The sequence below is a fragment of the Stenotrophomonas sp. FBCC-B152 genome (assembly GCF_059134105.1).
Window position 1 is genome coordinate 2,915,651 of sequence record NZ_CP101442.1, and the last position, 18,487, is coordinate 2,934,137.

At 68.6% G+C, this 18,487-nt stretch carries 12 protein-coding genes; 7 read left to right on the forward strand and 5 right to left on the reverse strand.

Annotation, left to right across the window (positions count from 1 at the left end):
* Positions 1 to 133: 133 nt before the first annotated feature.
* A complete protein-coding gene (locus NMB40_RS13510) occupies positions 134 to 1,066 on the forward strand; it encodes a DUF3011 domain-containing protein (RefSeq protein ID WP_494358729.1) in 933 nt (310 codons plus the stop codon).
* A gap of 53 nt (positions 1,067 to 1,119) precedes the next feature.
* On the opposite strand, the gene NMB40_RS13515 is transcribed toward NMB40_RS13510, so the two are convergent.
* On the reverse strand, positions 1,120 to 1,758 hold the full coding sequence (locus tag NMB40_RS13515) for a hypothetical protein (protein ID WP_494358730.1): 639 nt from the start codon (positions 1,756 to 1,758) through the stop codon (positions 1,120 to 1,122).
* A gap of 123 nt (positions 1,759 to 1,881) precedes the next feature.
* Between NMB40_RS13515 and NMB40_RS13520 the strand changes: the two genes are divergently transcribed.
* Positions 1,882 to 3,204 (forward strand): MFS transporter, encoded by a 1,323-nt coding sequence (locus NMB40_RS13520; protein WP_494358731.1) that lies wholly within the window; start codon positions 1,882 to 1,884, stop codon positions 3,202 to 3,204.
* Positions 3,205 to 3,266: 62 nt separating this feature from the next.
* Positions 3,267 to 5,513 carry a glucosylglycerol-phosphate synthase gene (gene ggpS, locus NMB40_RS13525; protein ID WP_494361080.1) on the forward strand — a complete coding sequence of 749 codons (2,247 nt, stop codon included), beginning with the start codon at positions 3,267 to 3,269 and terminating at the stop codon, positions 5,511 to 5,513.
* Positions 5,514 to 5,607: 94 nt separating this feature from the next.
* Here ggpS and blaL2 read toward each other — a convergent pair whose 3' ends face one another.
* A complete protein-coding gene (blaL2, locus tag NMB40_RS13530; RefSeq protein WP_494358732.1) occupies positions 5,608 to 6,507 on the reverse strand; it encodes a L2 family extended-spectrum class A beta-lactamase in 900 nt (299 codons plus the stop codon).
* A gap of 263 nt (positions 6,508 to 6,770) precedes the next feature.
* On the opposite strand from blaL2, the gene NMB40_RS13535 reads away from it, so the two are divergent.
* Entirely contained in the window at positions 6,771 to 7,667 is an 897-nt protein-coding gene (locus tag NMB40_RS13535; RefSeq protein ID WP_282248369.1) for a LysR family transcriptional regulator, read from the forward strand.
* A 43-nt stretch (positions 7,668 to 7,710) separates the two neighbouring features.
* Here NMB40_RS13535 and NMB40_RS13540 read toward each other — a convergent pair whose 3' ends face one another.
* On the reverse strand, positions 7,711 to 9,564 hold the full coding sequence (locus NMB40_RS13540; protein WP_494358733.1) for an ABC-F family ATP-binding cassette domain-containing protein: 1,854 nt from the start codon (positions 9,562 to 9,564) through the stop codon (positions 7,711 to 7,713).
* A 333-nt stretch (positions 9,565 to 9,897) separates the two neighbouring features.
* On the opposite strand from NMB40_RS13540, the gene NMB40_RS13545 reads away from it, so the two are divergent.
* On the forward strand, positions 9,898 to 12,291 hold the full coding sequence (locus NMB40_RS13545; RefSeq protein WP_494358734.1) for a TonB-dependent receptor plug domain-containing protein: 2,394 nt from the start codon (positions 9,898 to 9,900) through the stop codon (positions 12,289 to 12,291).
* A gap of 96 nt (positions 12,292 to 12,387) precedes the next feature.
* On the forward strand, positions 12,388 to 14,088 hold the full coding sequence (gene ybaL / locus NMB40_RS13550) for a YbaL family putative K(+) efflux transporter (protein WP_494358735.1): 1,701 nt from the start codon (positions 12,388 to 12,390) through the stop codon (positions 14,086 to 14,088).
* On the opposite strand, the gene NMB40_RS13555 is transcribed toward ybaL, so the two are convergent.
* A complete protein-coding gene (locus NMB40_RS13555; RefSeq protein ID WP_494358736.1) occupies positions 14,085 to 14,972 on the reverse strand; it encodes an AraC family transcriptional regulator in 888 nt (295 codons plus the stop codon). The two genes, ybaL and NMB40_RS13555, sit on opposite strands and share 4 nt — an antisense overlap.
* Positions 14,973 to 15,188: 216 nt before the next feature.
* Between NMB40_RS13555 and NMB40_RS13560 the strand changes: the two genes are divergently transcribed.
* The gene (locus NMB40_RS13560; RefSeq protein ID WP_494358737.1) at positions 15,189 to 17,099 is read left to right on the forward strand and encodes a M28 family peptidase; all 1,911 of its coding nucleotides are present in this window, start codon (positions 15,189 to 15,191) and stop codon (positions 17,097 to 17,099) included.
* A gap of 46 nt (positions 17,100 to 17,145) precedes the next feature.
* Here the strand turns inward: NMB40_RS13560 and NMB40_RS13565 are convergent, their stop codons facing one another.
* Positions 17,146 to 18,447 carry an O-acetylhomoserine aminocarboxypropyltransferase/cysteine synthase family protein gene (locus tag NMB40_RS13565; protein WP_494358738.1) on the reverse strand — a complete coding sequence of 434 codons (1,302 nt, stop codon included), beginning with the start codon at positions 18,445 to 18,447 and terminating at the stop codon, positions 17,146 to 17,148.
* Positions 18,448 to 18,487 lie beyond the last annotated feature (40 nt).

The following is an 18,487-nucleotide window of genomic DNA, read 5'->3' on the forward strand; positions in this document are numbered from 1 at the left end:
CCGGCGCCAGGCGGCACCGGTCAGCCCGTTATTCTGCGGCCGGCGACCCGATCGGGCAAATCCGGACGGTCACACGGGCTTAATCCGGCCCGTACCTATAGTCCGCGCACCACCATGCGCAAGGGGATTTGCCATGAACCGCCTCGCTGTTGCTTGTTTCACCGCCCTGCTGGCCTGCGGCGCCCCGTCGCTGCCGGCCCAGGCCCAGGTCAATGCCCGGGCCTACGCCCCGGAGAACCTCCGCACCCTGTCGGTCCAGGACCAGCAGCGGGTCATCTCCCAGGAATATGCCGAGCAGTCCGGGGGGCGGCGCATTCCCGACGACCAGATGCGCTTCTACCTGGACCAGGTGAACCGCTCCTCCTGGGGCTTCTCCCGCATCAAACAGGACATCGCCACCTCGCTGGGCGGCTCCGGGGGCGGCTGGAACCCGGGCGGCGGCGGCAACAACGGGGTCGTCCGCTGCGAAAGCAACGACAACCGCCAGCGGGTCTGTACCACCGGCTGGCGCAGCGCGCGCCTGTCCCGGCAGATCTCCGGCACCCGCTGCGTGGAAGGCAACAATTGGGGCTCGCGCAATGGCCAGGTCTGGGTCAGCGGCGGCTGCCGGGCCGAATTCGTCGAAGGCCGTGGGGGCGGCTGGGGCCCCGGTACCGGCGGTCCGGGCAGCACCATCCGCTGCGAAAGCAACGACAACCGTGAGCGCAGCTGCCCTACCCCGTGGCGCAATGCCGCACTGGTGCGGCAGATCTCCGGCTCGGCCTGCGTGCAGAACCAGACCTGGGGCATGCGCGGCAACACGATCTGGGTCACCCGCGGCTGCCGCGGTGAATTCGCCGAATCGCGCGGCAACTGGGGCGGTGGCGGGGGCGGCAGCAATTACAGCGTGACCTGCAGCAGCAACGGCAACCGCCAGCAGACCTGCGCCTGGGACTCGCGCCAGGGCCGGCCGGTGCTGCTGGAGCAGCTGTCGGGCAGCAGTTGTGTCGAAAACCGCAGCTGGGGCTATCGGCCGAGCATGGTGTGGGTCAGCAATGGGTGCCGGGCGAGGTTCGGCGCGCGTTGACCAGACGGCGGCCCGACCAACGGTCGGGCCCTACCGGCAGGCGTCGATCGGCATTACGGGGCCGGTGGCGCCTCGGCGCCCCAGGGCGCGGGCGGCAACGCCACCGGGTGGGCCAGGTCGAACACCACCTGGAACCTGCGTCCACCCGGGCGGGTGAGCTCGTACACGAACGTCTTGTCCGGCTCGACTTCCATCGCCCACGTGTTGGTCACCGACGCTTCCATGCCGGCCTTGCGGAACATCGCCACCGAATCGGCATCCACCGGGAACGACTGGCGCTGCGCGGTGCCCGGCGGCGCACTGTCGCCCCCGTACATCGTGACCGCATCCGGACTGCCATCTGCATGGCGGTGATCGTGCTTGAGGCGCAGCCCGGTATCGGTGCGGCTCAACACCCAGGTACGCGAGTGATCGTCACCCACGTGGAACGGAATGCGCAGCGTATGCGAGGCGTCATCGCAACCGCGCACATGCATCACCAGGCGCTTGCCGTCGAACGGGTCCGGCGCGGTGCCCTTCGGCTCATTGACGGCGATATGGCCTTCGAACGCCTTGCCGCAATGCGCGGCGACAGCAGCGAGAAACGCATCGGCCGGCGCCATCGCAACATCGTGGGCCACGCTGTCACGCTGGCCACCACACGCGGCGAGCAGGGATGCAGCCGCGAGCGGCAGGAACTTGTACACAGTCATGCGGACACCGTAGCCCGCATGGGCGCACAGCGCAAATCCGGGCCATCGGCGACAAAGGATTAATCACGTCTGTGTTAGGGTCGTTGTCGTGACCGGTTCGCCTTCCCCACGAAGGTCGCACGCGTGTTGCGGCTGACCGCCCTGCTGACGGGAGTAGCGCTGCTTTTGACCGGCAGCGGGCTTCTGGGCACCCTGCTGGCGGTAAGCGGCGGTGAGGCCGGCTTTGGTGCCGGTACGTTGGGCCTGGTGATGTCCGGTTATTTTGCCGGCTTCTTCATGGGCACCTTCTTTGCTCCGTCGCTGATCGGCCGTATCGGGCATATCCGTGCGTTCGCCTTCTTTGCCGCCCTCGCCGCCATCGCGGTGCTGCTGCATCCGCTGTGGCTCAACGCCTGGCTGTGGGGGCTGCTGCGCATCATCACCGGCATCGCGCTGGTGGGCCTGTACACGGTGATCGAAAGCTGGCTCAACGCCGAGCCGGATCCGCGCCAGCGCAGCCGCGCCTTCTCGCTGTACATGGTGGTGAACCTTTCCGCGCTGGCGCTGGGCCAGATCCTGCTGATGGTCAGCAATGCGCCGGCCATGTCGATGTTCATGCTGATCGCCATGCTGGTCTGCGCCGCGGTGCTGCCGATCACCGCCACCCGGCTCACCCCACCGGAAGTGCCGTCGGTGCCGCGCCTGACGCTGTCGCGGCTGTACGCGATGGCGCCAGTGGCCACGGTCGCCGCCGGGCTGTCGGGCCTGGCCATGGGCGCGTTCTGGGGCCTGCTGCCGGTGTATGCCGGCGAGGTGGGCCTCAACAACGACGGCGTGGCCCGCTTCATGCTCACCGCCATCGCTGGCGGCGCGCTGCTGCAGTGGCCGCTGGGCCACATCAGCGATGGCCATGACCGTCGCGTGGGGCTGGTGGCGCTGTGCGTGGCCGCCGGCGCTATCGCGGTCATTGCCGCGCTGCCGATGATCCAGGTGCAGACGTACCTGTTGTTCGGGCTGTTCTTCTTCTATGGCGGCCTGGCGTTCTCGCTGTATCCCTTCGCAGTGGCGCACATGCTCGATTACCTGCCGCGCCAGGACCTGCTGTCGGGCTGTTCCAGCCTGCTGCTGGTGCACGGCGTCGGCGCGGCGATCGGCCCGACACTGGCCGGCGCGGCCATGCAGCAATTCGGCCCGGCCGCCCTGCCCCTGTATTTCGCCGGGGTGCTCGGCGTGCTGGCGCTGTTCACCACCGCGCGCCTGCTCCGCTTCGACCGGCTGCGCACGCACCCGGTGGTGTTCCGGTTGATGCTGCGCACCACGCCGGCGGCGCTGGAACTTATTCCTGAAACCGATGCTGTTGCGCCGTCGGACGGCCACCCGACCAACGGTCGGGTGCTACCGGCGGACGACGCACCGGCGGATACATCCCCCCCTTCACCCATCGACTCCGATAAGGAAGTGCATTGACTGTTTTGACACCCACCCCGTCCACCTCATCCCGCACGCCGGCGGCTCCCCCGGCCCAGCAACTGATTCTCGCCACCGACCTGGATGGCACATTTCTCGCCGGCGACGCCGCCGCGCGCCACCGCCTGTACCGGCTGGTCGACCAGCACCCCGGTATCCGCCTGATCTTCATCACCGGCCGCGGCCTGGAAGCGGTGATGCCACTGCTCTCCGATCCGGCCATTCCCCGCCCCGATTACGTGGTCTGCGATGTCGGCGCAACCGTGGTCGATGGCCACACCCTGCAGCCGCTGCAGCCGCTGCAATCGATGATCGACGCGCACTGGCCGGGTGAGCAGGTGGTGGCCGCCGCGATGCGGCCGTTCACCGCGCTGCAGCGCCAGGACGTGCCGCAGGAGCGCCGCTGCTCCTACTTCTGCGACCCGGCCACGCTGGCGCCGCTGCGTTCGCAGATCCAGGCTGCCGCGCAGGCGCTGGGCTGCGACGTGCTGTATTCGGCCGACCGCTACCTGGACATCCTGCCGCCGGACACCGACAAGGGCCGCACCCTGGCTGCGCTGGCGCGCCTGCTGGACCTGCCGCGTGACCGCATCCTGGTAGCCGGTGACACCCTCAACGACCTGTCGATGTACACCGCCGGTTTCCGCGGCGTGTGCGTGGGCGATTCCGAACCGGCGCTTACTGCCGCCACCACCGGGCTGGCGCACACCTACCATGCGCAGGCGCCGGGCTGCGGCGGCATCCTGGAGGCAATCGAACACTTCGCCCTGCTGCCGGCCGACGATGCGTGGCTGAAGCCGCCTGCGGCCAAGCGCGCCGAAGGCGCCGACCTGGTGATGCTCTACCACCGCATGCCCTTCGATGAAGTGATGGAAGACGGCGTGCTGGTGCAGCGCCCACCGCGCTCGCCCAACGGCATCATTCCCTCGCTGCTGAGCTTCTTCCAGGGCGGCCAGACCGGTTCGTGGGTGGCCTGGGGCATCGACGACCCAAAGCGCGGCCCGTTCCAGACCCACATGGCGGTGGACGCCGAGCGCTACCCCACCCTGACCGCCGCGCGCGTGCCGTTGACCCGGCAGGAAGTGGACATCTTCTACAAGCGCTTCTCCAAGGAAGCGTTCTGGCCGATGCTGCATGTGTTCTGGGAGCGCGCGCGCTTCCGCGAGGATGACTGGCAGGTGTTCCTGAAGGTCAACCGGCGCTTCGCCGAGGCCACCGCGGCCGAAGCCGCGCACGGCGCCACCGTGTGGATCCACGACTACAACCTGTGGATGGTGCCGGCCACGCTGCGCGAGCTGCGCCCGGACCTGAAGATCGCCTTCTTCCACCACACCTACTTCCCGTCGGCCGACGTGTTCAACGTGGTGCCGTGGCGCCGCGAGATCATCGGCAGCCTGCTCAGCTGCGACTACATCGGCTTCCACATCCCGCGCCAGGTGGAGAACTTCGTGGATGTGGTGCGCGGGGCGATGCCGGCCGAACGTTTGTCCTGGGAAAGCTGCGCGCCGCGCTTCCTGACCTATGGCTGCGCGGTGGGGCTGGATACCATGACCACGCGCATCCGCGTGGGTGACCGTGAAGTGGCCTTGGGTGCGCACCCGGTCGGCACCGACCTGCGCCGCATCCACGACGTACTGGCCCGGCCCAGCGTGCGCAACGACATCTTCAAGCTGCGCCGCGAGATCGGCGCGCGCAAGCTGGTGCTGTCGGTGGAGCGGCTGGATTACACCAAGGGCACGCTGGCCAAGCTGGAAGCGTTCGAGCGGCTGCTGGAACAGCATCCGGACCGCCAGGGCAAGGTCACCCTGCTGATGGTGTGCGTGCCGGCCGCGCGCGAAATGACCGTGTACCGCACGCTGCAGAACCAGATCGAACAGGCGGTGGGCCGCATCAACGGGCGCTTCTCGCGGCTGGACTGGACCCCGGTGCGCTTCTTCGCACAGGCATTGCCGTTCGAAGACGTGGTGGCGCATTATGCGGCGGCGCAGGTGATGTGGATCACCCCGCTGCGCGATGGCCTGAATCTGGTGGCCAAAGAATTCGTGGCCACCCACGGCATCGAAGGCAGCAATGGCGTGCTGGTGCTGAGCGAATTCGCCGGCGCGGCGGCAGAGTTGAAGGGTGCGGTATTGACCAACCCGCACGATCCGGCCGACCTCACCGCCGGGCTGCTGCAGGCCCTGTCGATGCCCGACGAAGAAGCCGGCGGTCGCATGCGCCAGCTGTTCGGCACGGTGGAGTACCACGATGTGGATCGCTGGGGCCGCGAGTTCCTGGATGCGGTAAAGGAGACCGGCAACCCGGTGTAACGACGCAGCTTGGGTGGCCTCCGGCTCCGGACGTAGAGCCACGCCCTGCGTGGCTTTGCGGTCCCGCCGAAGAGCAGCCACGCAGGGCGTGGCTCTACGCGCCGATCATGCGCTCGGCAATTACCCCCACCTGGCGCAGCACGTCGTTGCGCCCGGCATCATCCACCGTGGCGCCCTGCAGGTAGCTGGTCAGCACCCACGGGGCGCCGCCGGCCAGCGGCCACAGGATCGCGATGTCATTGGTGGTGTCTTCGCCATTGCTGCCGGTCTTGTCGCCCACCCGCCACGCCGGCGACAGCCCGGCACGCAGGCGGGTATCGCCGGTTTCGTTGTCGATCAACCAGTCGGCCAGTTGCAGGCGCGACGCTGGCTTGAGCACATCCCCCAGCACGAACCGCTGCAGGCTGGCCGCCATCGCGGCGGGGCTGGTGGTGTCGCGCGGGTCATCGGGCGCGAACCGGTTCATCTCCGGCTCCAGCCGATCGTTGCGGGTCACCGCATCGCCATTGGCGCGCAGGAACGACGTCACCCCGGCCGGCCCCCCGACCACACCCAGCAGCAGGTTCGCGGCCGGGTTGTCGCTGGTCACCATGGTCGCGCGGCACAGGTCGCGCACGGTCAGGTCCTTGCCCACATGGCGCTTGGTCACCGGTGCGTGCGAGAGCATGTCCTGCTGGCGCACCGGCAAGCGCCGGTCCAGCGACAGCGTGCCCTGGTCGGCCAGGTGCAGCACCGTCGCCGAGAGCACGAACTTGAAGGTGCTGCACATCGGGAAGCGCTCGTCCTGGCGATGGCCGATGCGACGGCCGCTGGCGGTGTCGAGCAGGGTCACGCCGAGCCGCCCGCCGCTGGCTTTTTCCAGCGCGGCGAAATCGGCTGCCTGCGGCTTGTCACCCGCCAGTGCGGTCGGAGGCGCTTTGGCCAGCACGGTGGCGGCCAGGGCCGAGGCGGCGGCAGCACCGGACCATTGCAGGAATTGGCGGCGGGCAATCATGGGCGGTTCCTTGTTGGGCAGGACTGCAGTATCGACACGCCAGCGGCGCAGGCACCAGCGCGAAATTTGAAGGAGAGGCATTAGTTTGAATAATGCCTGGTAGCGCCGACCGTTGGTCGGCCCAAGCGGTGCCGGACGCAACGCCAGCGGTGATTTCACCCTGCTGCGTGAAGGACCGTCCGGGCCGGCCAACGGCCGGCGCTACCGCTCCACCGCAGTTTGCCGGGTTACCATCAGGCATCAACATTCCTCACGGCTCGCTAATGCTCCGCCCCCAGCTCCCGCTCAACGCGCTGCGTGCCTTCGAGGCCGCCGCGCGCCACCAGAACTTCACCCGCGCCGCGCTGGAGCTGTGCGTGAGCCAGGCCGCACTGAGCCACCAGATCCGTGGCTTGGAGGAGCGACTGGGGGCGGTGCTGTTCCACCGGCTGCCGCGTGGGGTGGCCCTGACCGACGAAGGCGCGCGCCTATACCCGGTGCTCAACGAGGCATTCGACCGCATCGCGGTGAGCCTGGACCGGTTCGTGGGTGGGCATTTCCGCGAGGTGCTCGGGGTCGGCGTGGTGGGCACCTTCGCCACCGGCTGGCTGCTGCCACGGCTGGCCGACTTCAACGCGCGGCACCCGGATATCGAGCTCCGCCTGCAGACCCACAACAACCGCATCGACCTGGCCGGCGAAGGGCTGGACCTGGCGATCCGCTTTGGCGACGGCGACTGGCAGGGCCAGGTGTCCACGCCGGTGCTGGCCGCACCCTTCGCACCGGTGTGCGCGCCGGCACTGGCGCGCACGCTGCGGCAACCGCGCGACCTGGCCAGCGTGGCGCTGCTGCGCTCCTACCGCAGCGATGAGTGGCCGCAGTGGCTGCAGGCCGCTGGCGTGGGCGAGCTGGAGGCGCGCGGCCCGGTGTTCGATTCGTCGCTGACCCTGGCCAGCGCGGCGGCGGCAGGCGCCGGCGTGGCATTGCTGCCGCTGCGCATGTTCGAACAGGACCTGGCGCAGGGACGGCTGGTGCAGCCGTTCGCGCAGACGCTGGCGCTGGGGAGCTACTGGCTCACCCGGCTGCGCTCGCGCGCGGAAAGCGATGCGGCGGCGCGATTCCGGATATGGCTGGAAGCGCAGGGCGACGTGCCCACCAACGGTGGGCACCTACCGAAATAGGGTCGCGGATGCGGTAGTGCCGACCGTTGGTCGGCACGCGGGTTCAGGCCATCAACTCCATCCAGCTTGCTTCGGCCTTTTCCAGCTGCTGCGCGGTGGCTTCGCGGTCGCGGCCGAGCACCGCCATGCGGGTGGCGTCGGCGTAGTTGGCCGGGTCGGCCAGCTGCCGGTCCAGCTCGGCCAGCTGGCCTTCCAGCTGGTTGACCTTGGCTTCGGCGGCGGCCAGCTTGACCGGGTTGACCGTCTTCTTCGGCGGCAGCGGCGGGGTCGGCGGCACCGGCTCCGGCGCGGCGGCGGCCATCTTCTGCTTGGTGCCCTGCGCGGCCGGGCGCGAACGCAGCCACGCCGCGTACTCGTCCAGGTCGCCGTCGAACGGCTCCACCACACCGTCGGCCACGCGCCAGAAGGTGTCGCAGACCAGGCCGATCAGGTGGCGGTCGTGCGAGACCATCACGATCGCCCCTTCAAAGGTCGCCAGCGCTTCGGCCAGCGCTTCGCGCATTTCCAGGTCAAGGTGGTTGGTCGGTTCGTCGAGCAGCAGCACGTTCGGCTGCTGCCAGGCGATCATCGCCAGCGCCAGGCGCGCGCGCTCACCACCGGAGAAACCGTCCACCGGCTCGAAGGCACGGTCGCCGGCGAAGTTCCACTTGCCGAGGAAATCTCGGAAAGCCTGGTTGCTGCCATCCGGGGAGATATCCCGGAAGTGGTCCATCGGCGACTGGCCTTCATGCAGCGACTCCACCGTGTGCTGGGCGAAGTAGCCGATGCGCAGGTCCGGGTGCGCCGAGCGATCGCCGGCCACCGGCTCCAGCTCACCGACCAGGGTCCGTACCAGCGTGGTCTTACCCGCGCCGTTGGGACCCAGCAGGCCGATGCGCTGCCCCGCTTCCAGGCCGAAGCCCACGTTGTGCAGGATCACCGCATCCGGGCTGTAACCGGCTTCCACATCGTTGAGGCGGATCAGCGAGAAAGGCAGCTTGGCCGGCGGCGCGAATTCGATGCGGAACTCGCGCTCGGCACGCACCGCTTCGGTGCCGGTCAGCTTGGCCAGGCGCTTCATGCGGCTCTGTGCCTGGGTGGCCTTGCTGGCCAGCGCCTTGAACCGGTCGATGAAGCTCTGCAGGTGGGCGCGCTCGGCTTGTTCCTTCTCGTGCGCGATCTGCTGCTGGCGCAGCTGTTCGGCGCGCTGGCGCTCGAAGTCGGTGTAGCCGCCCGGGTACAGCTTGGCGCCGCCGCCATGCAGGTGCAGGGTGTGGGTGGCCACGTTGTCCAGGAACTCGCGGTCATGCGAGATCAGCAGCAGCGTGCCCGGGTACTTGAGCAGCCACTGTTCCAGCCAGAACACCGCGTCCAGGTCGAGGTGGTTGGTCGGTTCGTCGAGCAGCAGCAGGTCGCTGGGCATCATCAGCGCGCGCGCCAGGTTCAGTCGTGCGCGCCAGCCACCGGAGAACGTCGCCACCGGCCGTGAATGGGTGTCGGACGGGAAGCCCAGGCCATGCAGCAGCTTGCCCGCACGCGACTCGGCGTCGTACGCGCCGATCTCGGCCATCTTCTGGTGGGCATTGGCCACCGCTTCCCAGTCCTCACGCGCGGTCGCCTCGGCTTCCTCGCGCAGCACGGCCGCCACTTCGGTGTCGCCTTCCAGCACGAACTGCAGCGCCGGGTCCTGCAGCGCCGGGGTCTCCTGGGCCACGCTGGCGATGCGGATTTTGCCGGGCAGGTCCACATCGCCCTTGTCGGCTTCCAGCTCGCCCTGCACGGCCGCGAACAGGCTGGACTTGCCGGCCCCGTTGCGGCCGACCACGCCCACGCGGTAGCCCGCATGCAGGGTCAGGTCGACATTGGACAACAGCAGCCGCTCGCCGCGGCGCAAGGCGAAGTTACGAAGGGAAATCATCTGGGGGGTCCATATAACGGAATGGAATGTGCTGGTGAGCACCTTTCCTGCGACGCAATTCTAGCGTTAACGAATACTTGACGCGCCCCGGGATGCGCGGCAGGCCTCGTCTCTCTCCCACGAACCTGCCTGCGCTTTCCCCGGGACCCTCTCCCGCCTGATTGCTCAAATCTTCCTAAATCGTTGCTTTTGCAACGTTTTTTCAATTTGACAGTCAGTAAAAATACCGTTAATCCGTTAATTGCGCACCGCAACACCCGCCCTCGCTGACCCGCTTTGCCGCAGTCGTGATGTCGCCCGGTGCCGCCTTGTCCCAACCGGAGCCACATCCTGATGAACCGCAAGACCCGTACGCTTGCCGCCGCCGTCGCCGTCGCCCTCGGGGCCTCCGCCTTCAGTGTCGCCGCCCAGGACGCCCCTGCCCGCGCCACCGCCAACACCCTGGACACGGTCATCGTGACCGGCACCCGCGTGGCCGACCGCACCGTGGCCGAGTCGCAGTCGCCGATCGACATCATCACCCCCGAAGCCCTGCAGTCCACCGGCACCACCGAACTGGCCACCGCGCTGGCGCGCGCCCTGCCCTCGCTGAACTTCCCGCGCCCGGCACTGACCGACGGCACCAGCGGCATCCGCCCGGCGCAGCTGCGCGGCCTGTCCCCGGACCAGGTGCTGGTGCTGGTCAACGGCAAGCGCCGCCATACCTCGGCCCAGATCAACGTCAACGGCAGCATCGGCCGTGGCTCGTCGGCAGTGGACATCAACGCCATTCCGATCGCCTCCATCGAGCGCGTGGAAGTGCTGCGTGACGGCGCCTCGGCGCAGTACGGCTCGGACGCCATCGCCGGCGTGATCAACATCGTGCTCAAGGGCTCCAGCGCCGGCGGCAGCCTGGCCCTGGACGCCGGCCAGTACTCGGCCGGCGACGGCAACAAGTACCAGCTCTCCGGCGACACCGGCATCGGCTTCGCCGACGGCCGCGGCAGCGTGCACGTGGCCGGCCAGATCACCCAGCAGGATGAAAGCAACCGCGCCGGGCCGTACCAGGGCACCGCGCCGAACACCGGCAACTTCCCCAGCGTGGGCCAGACCACCTTCGTGGTCGGCGACCCGCAGGTGGATGCCACCGCCGCCTCGGCCAACGCCAGCTTCCAGTTCAGCGACCACGTCTCGGCCTACGCCACCGCGCTGGCCAGCAACCGCGACATCACCTCGTTCGCGTTCTACCGCTCGCGCACCAACAGCGGCCAGGGCGCGCTGCTGGCGCAGACCTATCCGGACGGCTTCGTGCCGGAAATCAACCAGTACTCCAAGGACCGCTCGCTGGTGGCCGGCGTGAAGGGCGACACCGAAAGCGGCTGGACCTGGGACGTGAGCTACAACCACGGCACCAACAAGATCGATTTCCACACCCGCAACAGCATCAACTACGCGCTGGGCGTGGACAGCCCGCGTTCGTTCTACGCCGGCGCGCTGGAATACACCCAGGACATCGGCAACGTGGACATCACCAAGCAGCTGGACTGGGGCCTGGCCTACCCGGTCACGCTGTCCTTCGGCGGCGAGTACCGCCGCGAGAAGTGGGAACAGAGCGCGGGCGAGCCCAATTCGTACTTCGGCAGCGGTTCGCAGGGCTTCGGCGGCTTCACCCCGCTCAACGCGGTGGATGCCGACCGTGACAACTACGCCGTCTACGCCGGCCTGGAAGCGGACCTGACCGACAAGTTCTCGGCCGGCGTCACCGGCCGCTATGAGGACTACTCGGACTTCGGCGACAAGTTCTCCGGCAAGCTGTCGGCGCGCTACGCCTTCACCGACAAGGTCGCGCTGCGCGCCACTGCCTCGTCCGGCTTCCGCGCCCCGTCGCTGGCCCAGCAGAGCTACCAGGCCGTGACCAGCACGATCGTCAATGGCGTGTTCGTCGAACGCGGCACCTTCCCCACCACCAGCACCGCCGCGCAGGCGCTGGGGGCCAGCCCGCTGAAGGCCGAAAGCTCCACCTCCTACAGCCTGGGCCTGGTGCTGCAGCCGATCGACCGCCTCTACCTGACCGTGGATGCGTACCAGATCGACATCGACGACCGCATCATCCTGTCCACCAACATCACCACCAACGCGGCCACCAATGCGCTGCTGGCCGACCTGGGCCTGCCGCAGGTCACCGCGTTCTCCTACTTCACCAACGGCGTGGATACCCGCACCCGCGGCGTGGATGCAGTGTCCAGCTACACCATCCCGTTCAGCGCCAGCTCGCTGGAACTGACTGCGGCCTACAGCTACAACGACACCGAGGTGAAGAAGTTCATCGCCTCGCCGGCCGTGTTCGGCTCGCTGGGCCTGACCCAGTCGCTGATCGGCCGCGATGAAGTGGGCCGCATCGAAGACAGCTACCCGCGCGACAAGACCATCCTCAGCGGCACCTGGCGTTCGGACCACTGGGACCTGAACCTGGCCGCCACCCGCTACGGCTCGTTCACCGTGCGCAATTCGGCCACCCCGACCCGCGACCAGACCTACGACGCCTCGTGGGTGCTGGATGCCTCGGTGGCCTACAAGCCCAGCGAGAACTGGACCCTGACCCTGGGTGCGGACAACCTGCTGGACGAATACCCCGACCGCACCGTGGACCTGCAGAACTCCACCTGGGGCATGCTCCCGTACAGCAACTACTCGCCGTACGGCTTCAACGGCGCCTATGTGTACGGCCGCGTGACCTACAAGTGGTAAGCGCCGGGTGACACCGGATCCGGCAGACCGCACCGCGGTTTGCCGGATCGGGCCGCATCGGTGAAAATCGGGGCATCCCCCAAGTTGCGAGCCCCGATGCACCATGACACCGACCTGATCAACATCGTCGCCGTTGGCCTTGGGCTCGCCTTCATTCTCGGCGCGCTGGCCAACAAGCTGCGTTTGTCTCCGCTGGTCGGTTACCTGGTTGCGGGCATCTGCGTAGGACCGTTCACTCCCGGCTTCGTTGCCGACCAGGCGCTGGCCAACCAGCTGGCCGAAATCGGCGTGATGTTGCTGATGTTCGGTGTCGGCCTGCACTTCTCACTGAAAGACCTGATGGCGGTCAAGGCGATCGCCATCCCCGGCGCGGTCGGCCAGATCCTGGTCGCCACCCTGCTGGGCTGGGGCCTGGCCTGGTTGATGGGCTGGCCGGTGATCCACGGCATTGTGTTCGGCTTCGCGCTGGCCACCGCCAGTACCGTGGTGCTGCTGCGCGCAATGGAAGAACGCCGCCTGCTGGAAACCCAGCGCGGCAAGATCGCGGTCGGCTGGCTGATCGTCGAAGACCTGGCCTGCGTACTGGCACTGGTGATGATGCCGGTGCTGGCCGGCGTGTTCGGGCCGGATGCGGCCAATGAAACCCACACCGTCGGCAGCGTGCTGGCCAGCATCGGCTGGACCTTCGTGCAGCTGGGTCTGTTCGTGGCGGTGATGCTGGTGGTCGGCCGCCGGGTGATTCCGTGGATCCTGGAGCGCATTGCCGGAACCGGTTCGCGCGAACTGTTCACCCTGGCGGTGCTGGCCATCGCGCTGGGCGTGGCGTTCGGCTCGGCCATGCTGTTCGGCGTGTCGTTCGCGCTGGGCGCGTTCTTCGCCGGCATGCTGCTCAACGAATCCGAACTCAGCCACAAGGCCGCCAACGATTCACTGCCGCTGCGCGATGCGTTCGCGGTGCTGTTCTTCGTCTCCGTGGGCATGCTGTTCAACCCGGCCATCCTGGTCGAGCACCCGTGGCAGGTGCTGGCCACCGCCGCCATCATCATGTTCGGCAAGTCCGCCGCCGCGTTCTTCATCGTGCGTGCGTTCGGCCACCCCAACGGCACCGCGCTGACCATTTCGGCCAGCCTGGCGCAGATCGGCGAGTTCGCCTTCATCATCGCCGGCCTGGGCGTGAGCCTGAAGATCCTGCCGCCCACCGGGCAGGCGCTGGTGCTGGCCGGCGCGCTGATCTCGATCATGCTCAACCCGCTGGTGTTCGGCCTGCTCGACCGCTGGCTGGTGAAAAACCAGGAAACCCCCGCCGCCGCAGTGGAAACCGAACTGCCGCCCGGCCCCTCGCTGGACCTGCACGACCACGCCATCGTGATCGGCTATGGCCGGGTCGGCAGCGCGCTGGCGCAGGTGCTGCGCGACCGTGGCGTGCCGGTGCTGGTGATCGATGACAACAAGGAACACGTGGCCGAAGCGCATGCGGCAGGGCTGCCGGCGATCCGTGGCAGCGCCGCCTCCGACCGCGTGCTGGCCGAGGCCCATCCCGAACGCGCCAAGATCGCGGTGCTGGCCATTCCGCAGCCGCTGGAAGCCGGCGAAACCCTGGCCAAGCTGCGCGCGCTCAACCCGGGCCTGACCCTGCTGGCGCGCGCGCACAGCGACGCCGAGGTCAAGCACCTGCTCGAACACGGCGCCGACGGCACCGTGATGGCCGAGCGCGAGCTGGCGTACTCGCTGGCCGAGATGGTCATGGCCACCCCGCCCTACCGCAACATCGGCAAGCACACCATTCCAGTGGTTTAACGGACCGCCAGCGGCACGCAGATATCGGCGCGCAGGATCGCCTCGGGCACTTCCTCGGGATCGTCCAGGTAGTGGTAGTACAACGGCGCATCGCGCAGCACGCGCCCGCTGTCCGGCAGCCACTGCCGCAGCAGCGCGTCGGTGGCGGCTTCAAGACCGGCGTAGCTGCCCACGTGGCGCAGCACGGCATGCTCACCGCCGCCGAGGGTCACGTGGCGCAGCGGCGGATGGACGGCCTGCGTGAGCGGGCCGAAGCCCATTCCGCAGTCGAACCGGCAGTCGTTGGGGGCCACATCGCGGTGATCGTTGAGCGCGATGCCCACCAGCTGCTGCAGCTGTTCGGCCAGCCCTGCCCCTGCCGCCCAGGCAAACACCTGGCCGAACGCCTGGTCGAGGTCGTCGAACGCGCCCTGCGTGCGCAGTACCACCACGTCGAACGGTTCCAGCTCCGCCACCCGCACCTGCAGCGCGGCGGCCGGTTCGGCATGGTCGCCGGCCGGGACGGCCAGGTGCTGCTGCCAGCGTGCACGCAATGCGATGTCGTCGCGCAGCGCCGCCGGGGTGGCATCCAGCTCCCGCCGGCAGGCGCGAGCCAGAGCCTGCGAACTCTCCAAGCCCACCTGCAGGGCCACATCGGTCACCCGCGCGCCGGGTTTTCCCAGCAGGTGCAGCGCCTGCGCCAGCCGCAACCGCGCCACGCTGCGTCCGGGGGTTTCGCCGGTCAGCGCGCGGTACAGCCGGTGGAAGTGGTACGGCGACTGATGCGCGATGGCGGCCAGTGCATCCAGGTCGGGCAATGGCTCGCCCGCGCGCAGGCAGTGTTGCAGCTGGGCGATGACGCGATCGATACCGTGGCGCTGGCGGATCTGGGCAAGGCGGTTCATGTCGGGCTCCATCCGGGGGTGGGTCCAGCGTGCAGCGCGCGCCAACGCCGCGCGTGCCCGATCTTGCGCAGTTGCGGCTCCTGGATCGTAGCGGTTCGCCATCGCTGCATGTGACGGCGGTCCCATCCAGGCACCACCCGCAACTGCTCCGATGGGCAGCGGCGCCGCAATGCGGCACGGTGCAATGGACCTGCGCCCGCCATTGGAGAGATTGCCATGCCGCTCGACATCCCGTTTGCCCGCCACGTCCAGGGCCACTTCGACAACACCGTGGCGCGCAACCTGCGCTCGCGCGGCGTGCCGCGACAGCCGCTGCCGCCCTCCGGGGCGCGCCCCCTGACCGTGCGCAATGGCCGCGAATGGCTGGTCAACGCACTGGCGCTGTCCTCGGCGATGGCGCTTGCCCGCGTGCCGCCGCGCGCGCCGCAGGGAGCAGGCACTGCCACGGTCGCCGCCTTCCTGCCCGGCGCACAGGCCCATGGCGGTGCCGGCTACCAGGCGGTACCGATGGCGACCGATGTGCCCACCACACCCTCCGCGGCACTGGGCCACATCGCCAATGCCGCTACCCTCAGCTGCGTTGCGCAACCGCGCCAGTGCCCGCTCACGCTTGCCGCCGGCACGTTGGCTGCCGCAACGGTGATGACCAGTGCGGGCGCCGGCGCCGTGGTGGGGTTCGTGCTGGGCCGCGACAGCGCATTGGACGCCAACAACGCCGACCGCACGCCCGCACCTGCCTCGCTTCCGCTGACCCTGTACGACCTGCTACCCGACGAACAACGCCACCGGCTGCTGGAAATCGTCCGCGACTGCGGCACCGACGCGGCGGCCTGCACCGCGCCGGCGATCCGGTCGTTGTTGCAGGACCTGCCTGAGGACACGCGCCGCCAGATTATGGTGACGCTCGGCGTGGCCCGCCAAGCGGAAACGCACGGGCACGGCGGCTGGCCGAGCGGCGCCGAGGCCGCCGCGCTGGCGCCCATGCTGTCGTGGGTGGATTGGGCGGCCGAACTGCTGGGCAGCGTGGCGAGCCCGGCACAGGCCCGCTTCGAGCTGGACCTGGAACAGATCGCGCAGGCCACGCTCGGCGCGCAGCAGCCGGGCATGACCGGCGCGCTGCGCGAGTCGGCTGCCAACGCCGCCCGCTTCGATACGATCCGCGCGCTGTTCAAGCGCGACGGCCACACCCTGCAGCAGCTGCCGTTCACCGGCAGCACGCGCGACAGCTTCGGTTTCAACCAGACCTACCACGGCTGCAACCTGATGCTGGAATTCGCGGGCGTGGGTACCCCGGCCCGGACCCTGATGGTGCTTGCCCATGGCGACATGACCGGCGCACGCGACGGCTCCAGCGGTGCCAGCGACAACGGCACCGGGCTGGCCACGCTGCTGGCGCTTGCCCGGAAGCTGGGCGCGGAAACACTGCCCGAGGGCATGCGCGTGCAGCTGATGGTGACCGATCTGGAAGAGCACGGCATGCTGGGCGCCAAGGCCTACGCCGAGCAGTGCCTGGCGCAGGCCAGCTGTCCGGACGTGGCGCTCAACCTGGACATGACCGGGCGCGGCGATGGCATGACGTTGTCCGGCTCGGACCGCCATCACCTGTACATGGATGGCGATTCGCGCGCGCTGCAACCGCCTCCCGCGCCGGTGACCGCCCACGAAGCACAGTTGCGTCGATTGCTCGAAAGCGCTGCCACCGATGTCGGGCTGACCGTGCATGACAGCGCTGGCTGGGTGATGCAGTCGGATCAGATTGCCCTCCAGCGCGAAGGCATTCCAGCGCTGGGCATGAACCTGGCCGACGCCGCCGACATCCCCCTTGAACGCGACATGCAGCAGGCGCGTGCGCGGTTGTGGCTTGCCAATGCAGACGTGGACTGGAGCCGGTTCGAGCACTACCTCAAGGGCACCCTGGGACCGGACGAGACGCAGGCGATGGAAACCCGGATGGATGCCATGGAGCACGCCATGCACACCTACAAGGCGTTGCCGCTGTCACCTGCGATGGCGCGCATCCACAACCGGTACGACCAGCTGGACCAGGTCGACCCGCGCCGCGCGATGGCCGCGCTGGCGGTGCTGGAAGGCGCCATCGACGCGTGGCTGCACGCGCCGGCCCCCTGATAAAAACCCACCCCGGCCGGCCCGCACCGGCCGGGATGGTCCCGCCTCACGCCTTGGCCAGCGCCTGCTCCAGATCGGCCAGCAGGTCGTCCACGTGTTCGATGCCGATCGACAGCCGCACCGTGTCTTCGCTCACCCCGGCCCGCTCCAGTTCCGCCGCATCCAGCTGGCGGTGCGTGGTCGATGCCGGATGGGTAGCCAGCGACTTGGCATCGCCCAGGTTCACCAACCGGGTAAACAGCTGCAGGGCATCCAGGAAGCGCGCACCTGCTTCGCGCCCGCCCGGCAAACCGAAGGTCAGCACGCCGGAGCCGTGCCCGCGCAGGTAGCGCTGCACCAGCGCGTGCTCGGGGTGGTCGGGCAGCGCCGCGTAGTTCACCCACGCCACCTTGGCGTGGTCGCGCAGGAAGTCGGCAATGGCCAGCGCGTTGGCATTGATCCGGTCCAGCCGCAGCGCCAGCGTTTCAATGCCCTGCAGGATCAGGAAGGCATTGAACGGCGACAACGCCGCGCCGGTATTTCGCAGCGGCACCACCCGGGCGCGCCCGATGTAGGCCGCCGGACCCAGCGCCTCGGTATAGACCACGCCGTGGTAGCTCACATCCGGCTCGTTGAGGCGGCGGAAGCGCTGCTTGTGTTCGGCCCACGGGAACCGGCCCGAATCGACGATCGCCCCACCTACGCTGGTGCCGTGCCCGCCCAGGTACTTGGTCAGCGAATGCACCACGATGTCCGCGCCGAAGTCGAATGAGCGCTGCAGGTACGGGGTGGCCACGGTGTTGTCGACGATCAGCGGCACCCCGTGCGCATGCGCGATGTCGGCCACCGCCTGGATGTCGGTGATGTTGCCGCGCGGGTTGCCGATGGACTCGACGAACACCGCCTTGGTGCGGTCATCGATGAGCCCGGCGAACGCATCGGGATCGCGGTAATCGGCGAACCGGGTCTGGATGCCGAACTGCGGCAGCGTGTGCGCGAACAGGTTGTAGGTGCCACCGTACAACGCGCTGGACGCCACGATGTTGTCGCCCGCTTCGGCGATGGTCTGGATCGCGTAGGTGATGGCCGCCTGCCCCGACGCCAGCGCCAGTGCGCCGATGCCGCCTTCCAGCGCGGCCAGGCGCTGCTCCAGCACGTCGGTGGTCGGGTTCATGATGCGCGTGTAGATGTTGCCCGGCACCTTCAGGTCGAACAGGTCCGCCGCGTGCTGGGTATCGTCGAAGGCGTAGGCCACGGTCTGGTAGATCGGCACGGCCACCGCCCGCGTGGTCGGATCGGGGCTATACCCGCCATGCACGGCGATGGTTTCCGCTTTCCACGGCGGCAGCGAGCTGTCCGGTTCCGACATCGTGAGGTCTCCGCGCACGGTGCGTGCGAAAACGCACCAT

What these genes read in the sequence shown, in the direction of transcription:
- NMB40_RS13510 (WP_494358729.1), top strand. Translation starts at nt 134, where the DNA reads ATGAACCGCCTCGCTGTTGCTTGTTTCACCGCCCTGCTGGCCTGCGGC.
- NMB40_RS13515 (WP_494358730.1), bottom strand. Translation starts at nt 1,758, where the DNA reads ATGACTGTGTACAAGTTCCTGCCGCTCGCGGCTGCATCCCTGCTCGCC.
- blaL2 (WP_494358732.1), bottom strand. Translation starts at nt 6,507, where the DNA reads ATGATTGCCCGCCGCCAATTCCTGCAATGGTCCGGTGCTGCCGCCGCC.
- NMB40_RS13535 (WP_282248369.1), top strand. Translation starts at nt 6,771, where the DNA reads ATGCTCCGCCCCCAGCTCCCGCTCAACGCGCTGCGTGCCTTCGAGGCC.
- NMB40_RS13540 (WP_494358733.1), bottom strand. Translation starts at nt 9,564, where the DNA reads ATGATTTCCCTTCGTAACTTCGCCTTGCGCCGCGGCGAGCGGCTGCTG.
- NMB40_RS13545 (WP_494358734.1), top strand. Translation starts at nt 9,898, where the DNA reads ATGAACCGCAAGACCCGTACGCTTGCCGCCGCCGTCGCCGTCGCCCTC.
- ybaL (WP_494358735.1), top strand. Translation starts at nt 12,388, where the DNA reads ATGCACCATGACACCGACCTGATCAACATCGTCGCCGTTGGCCTTGGG.
- NMB40_RS13555 (WP_494358736.1), bottom strand. Translation starts at nt 14,972, where the DNA reads ATGAACCGCCTTGCCCAGATCCGCCAGCGCCACGGTATCGATCGCGTC.
- NMB40_RS13560 (WP_494358737.1), top strand. Translation starts at nt 15,189, where the DNA reads ATGCCGCTCGACATCCCGTTTGCCCGCCACGTCCAGGGCCACTTCGAC.
- NMB40_RS13565 (WP_494358738.1), bottom strand. Translation starts at nt 18,447, where the DNA reads ATGTCGGAACCGGACAGCTCGCTGCCGCCGTGGAAAGCGGAAACCATC.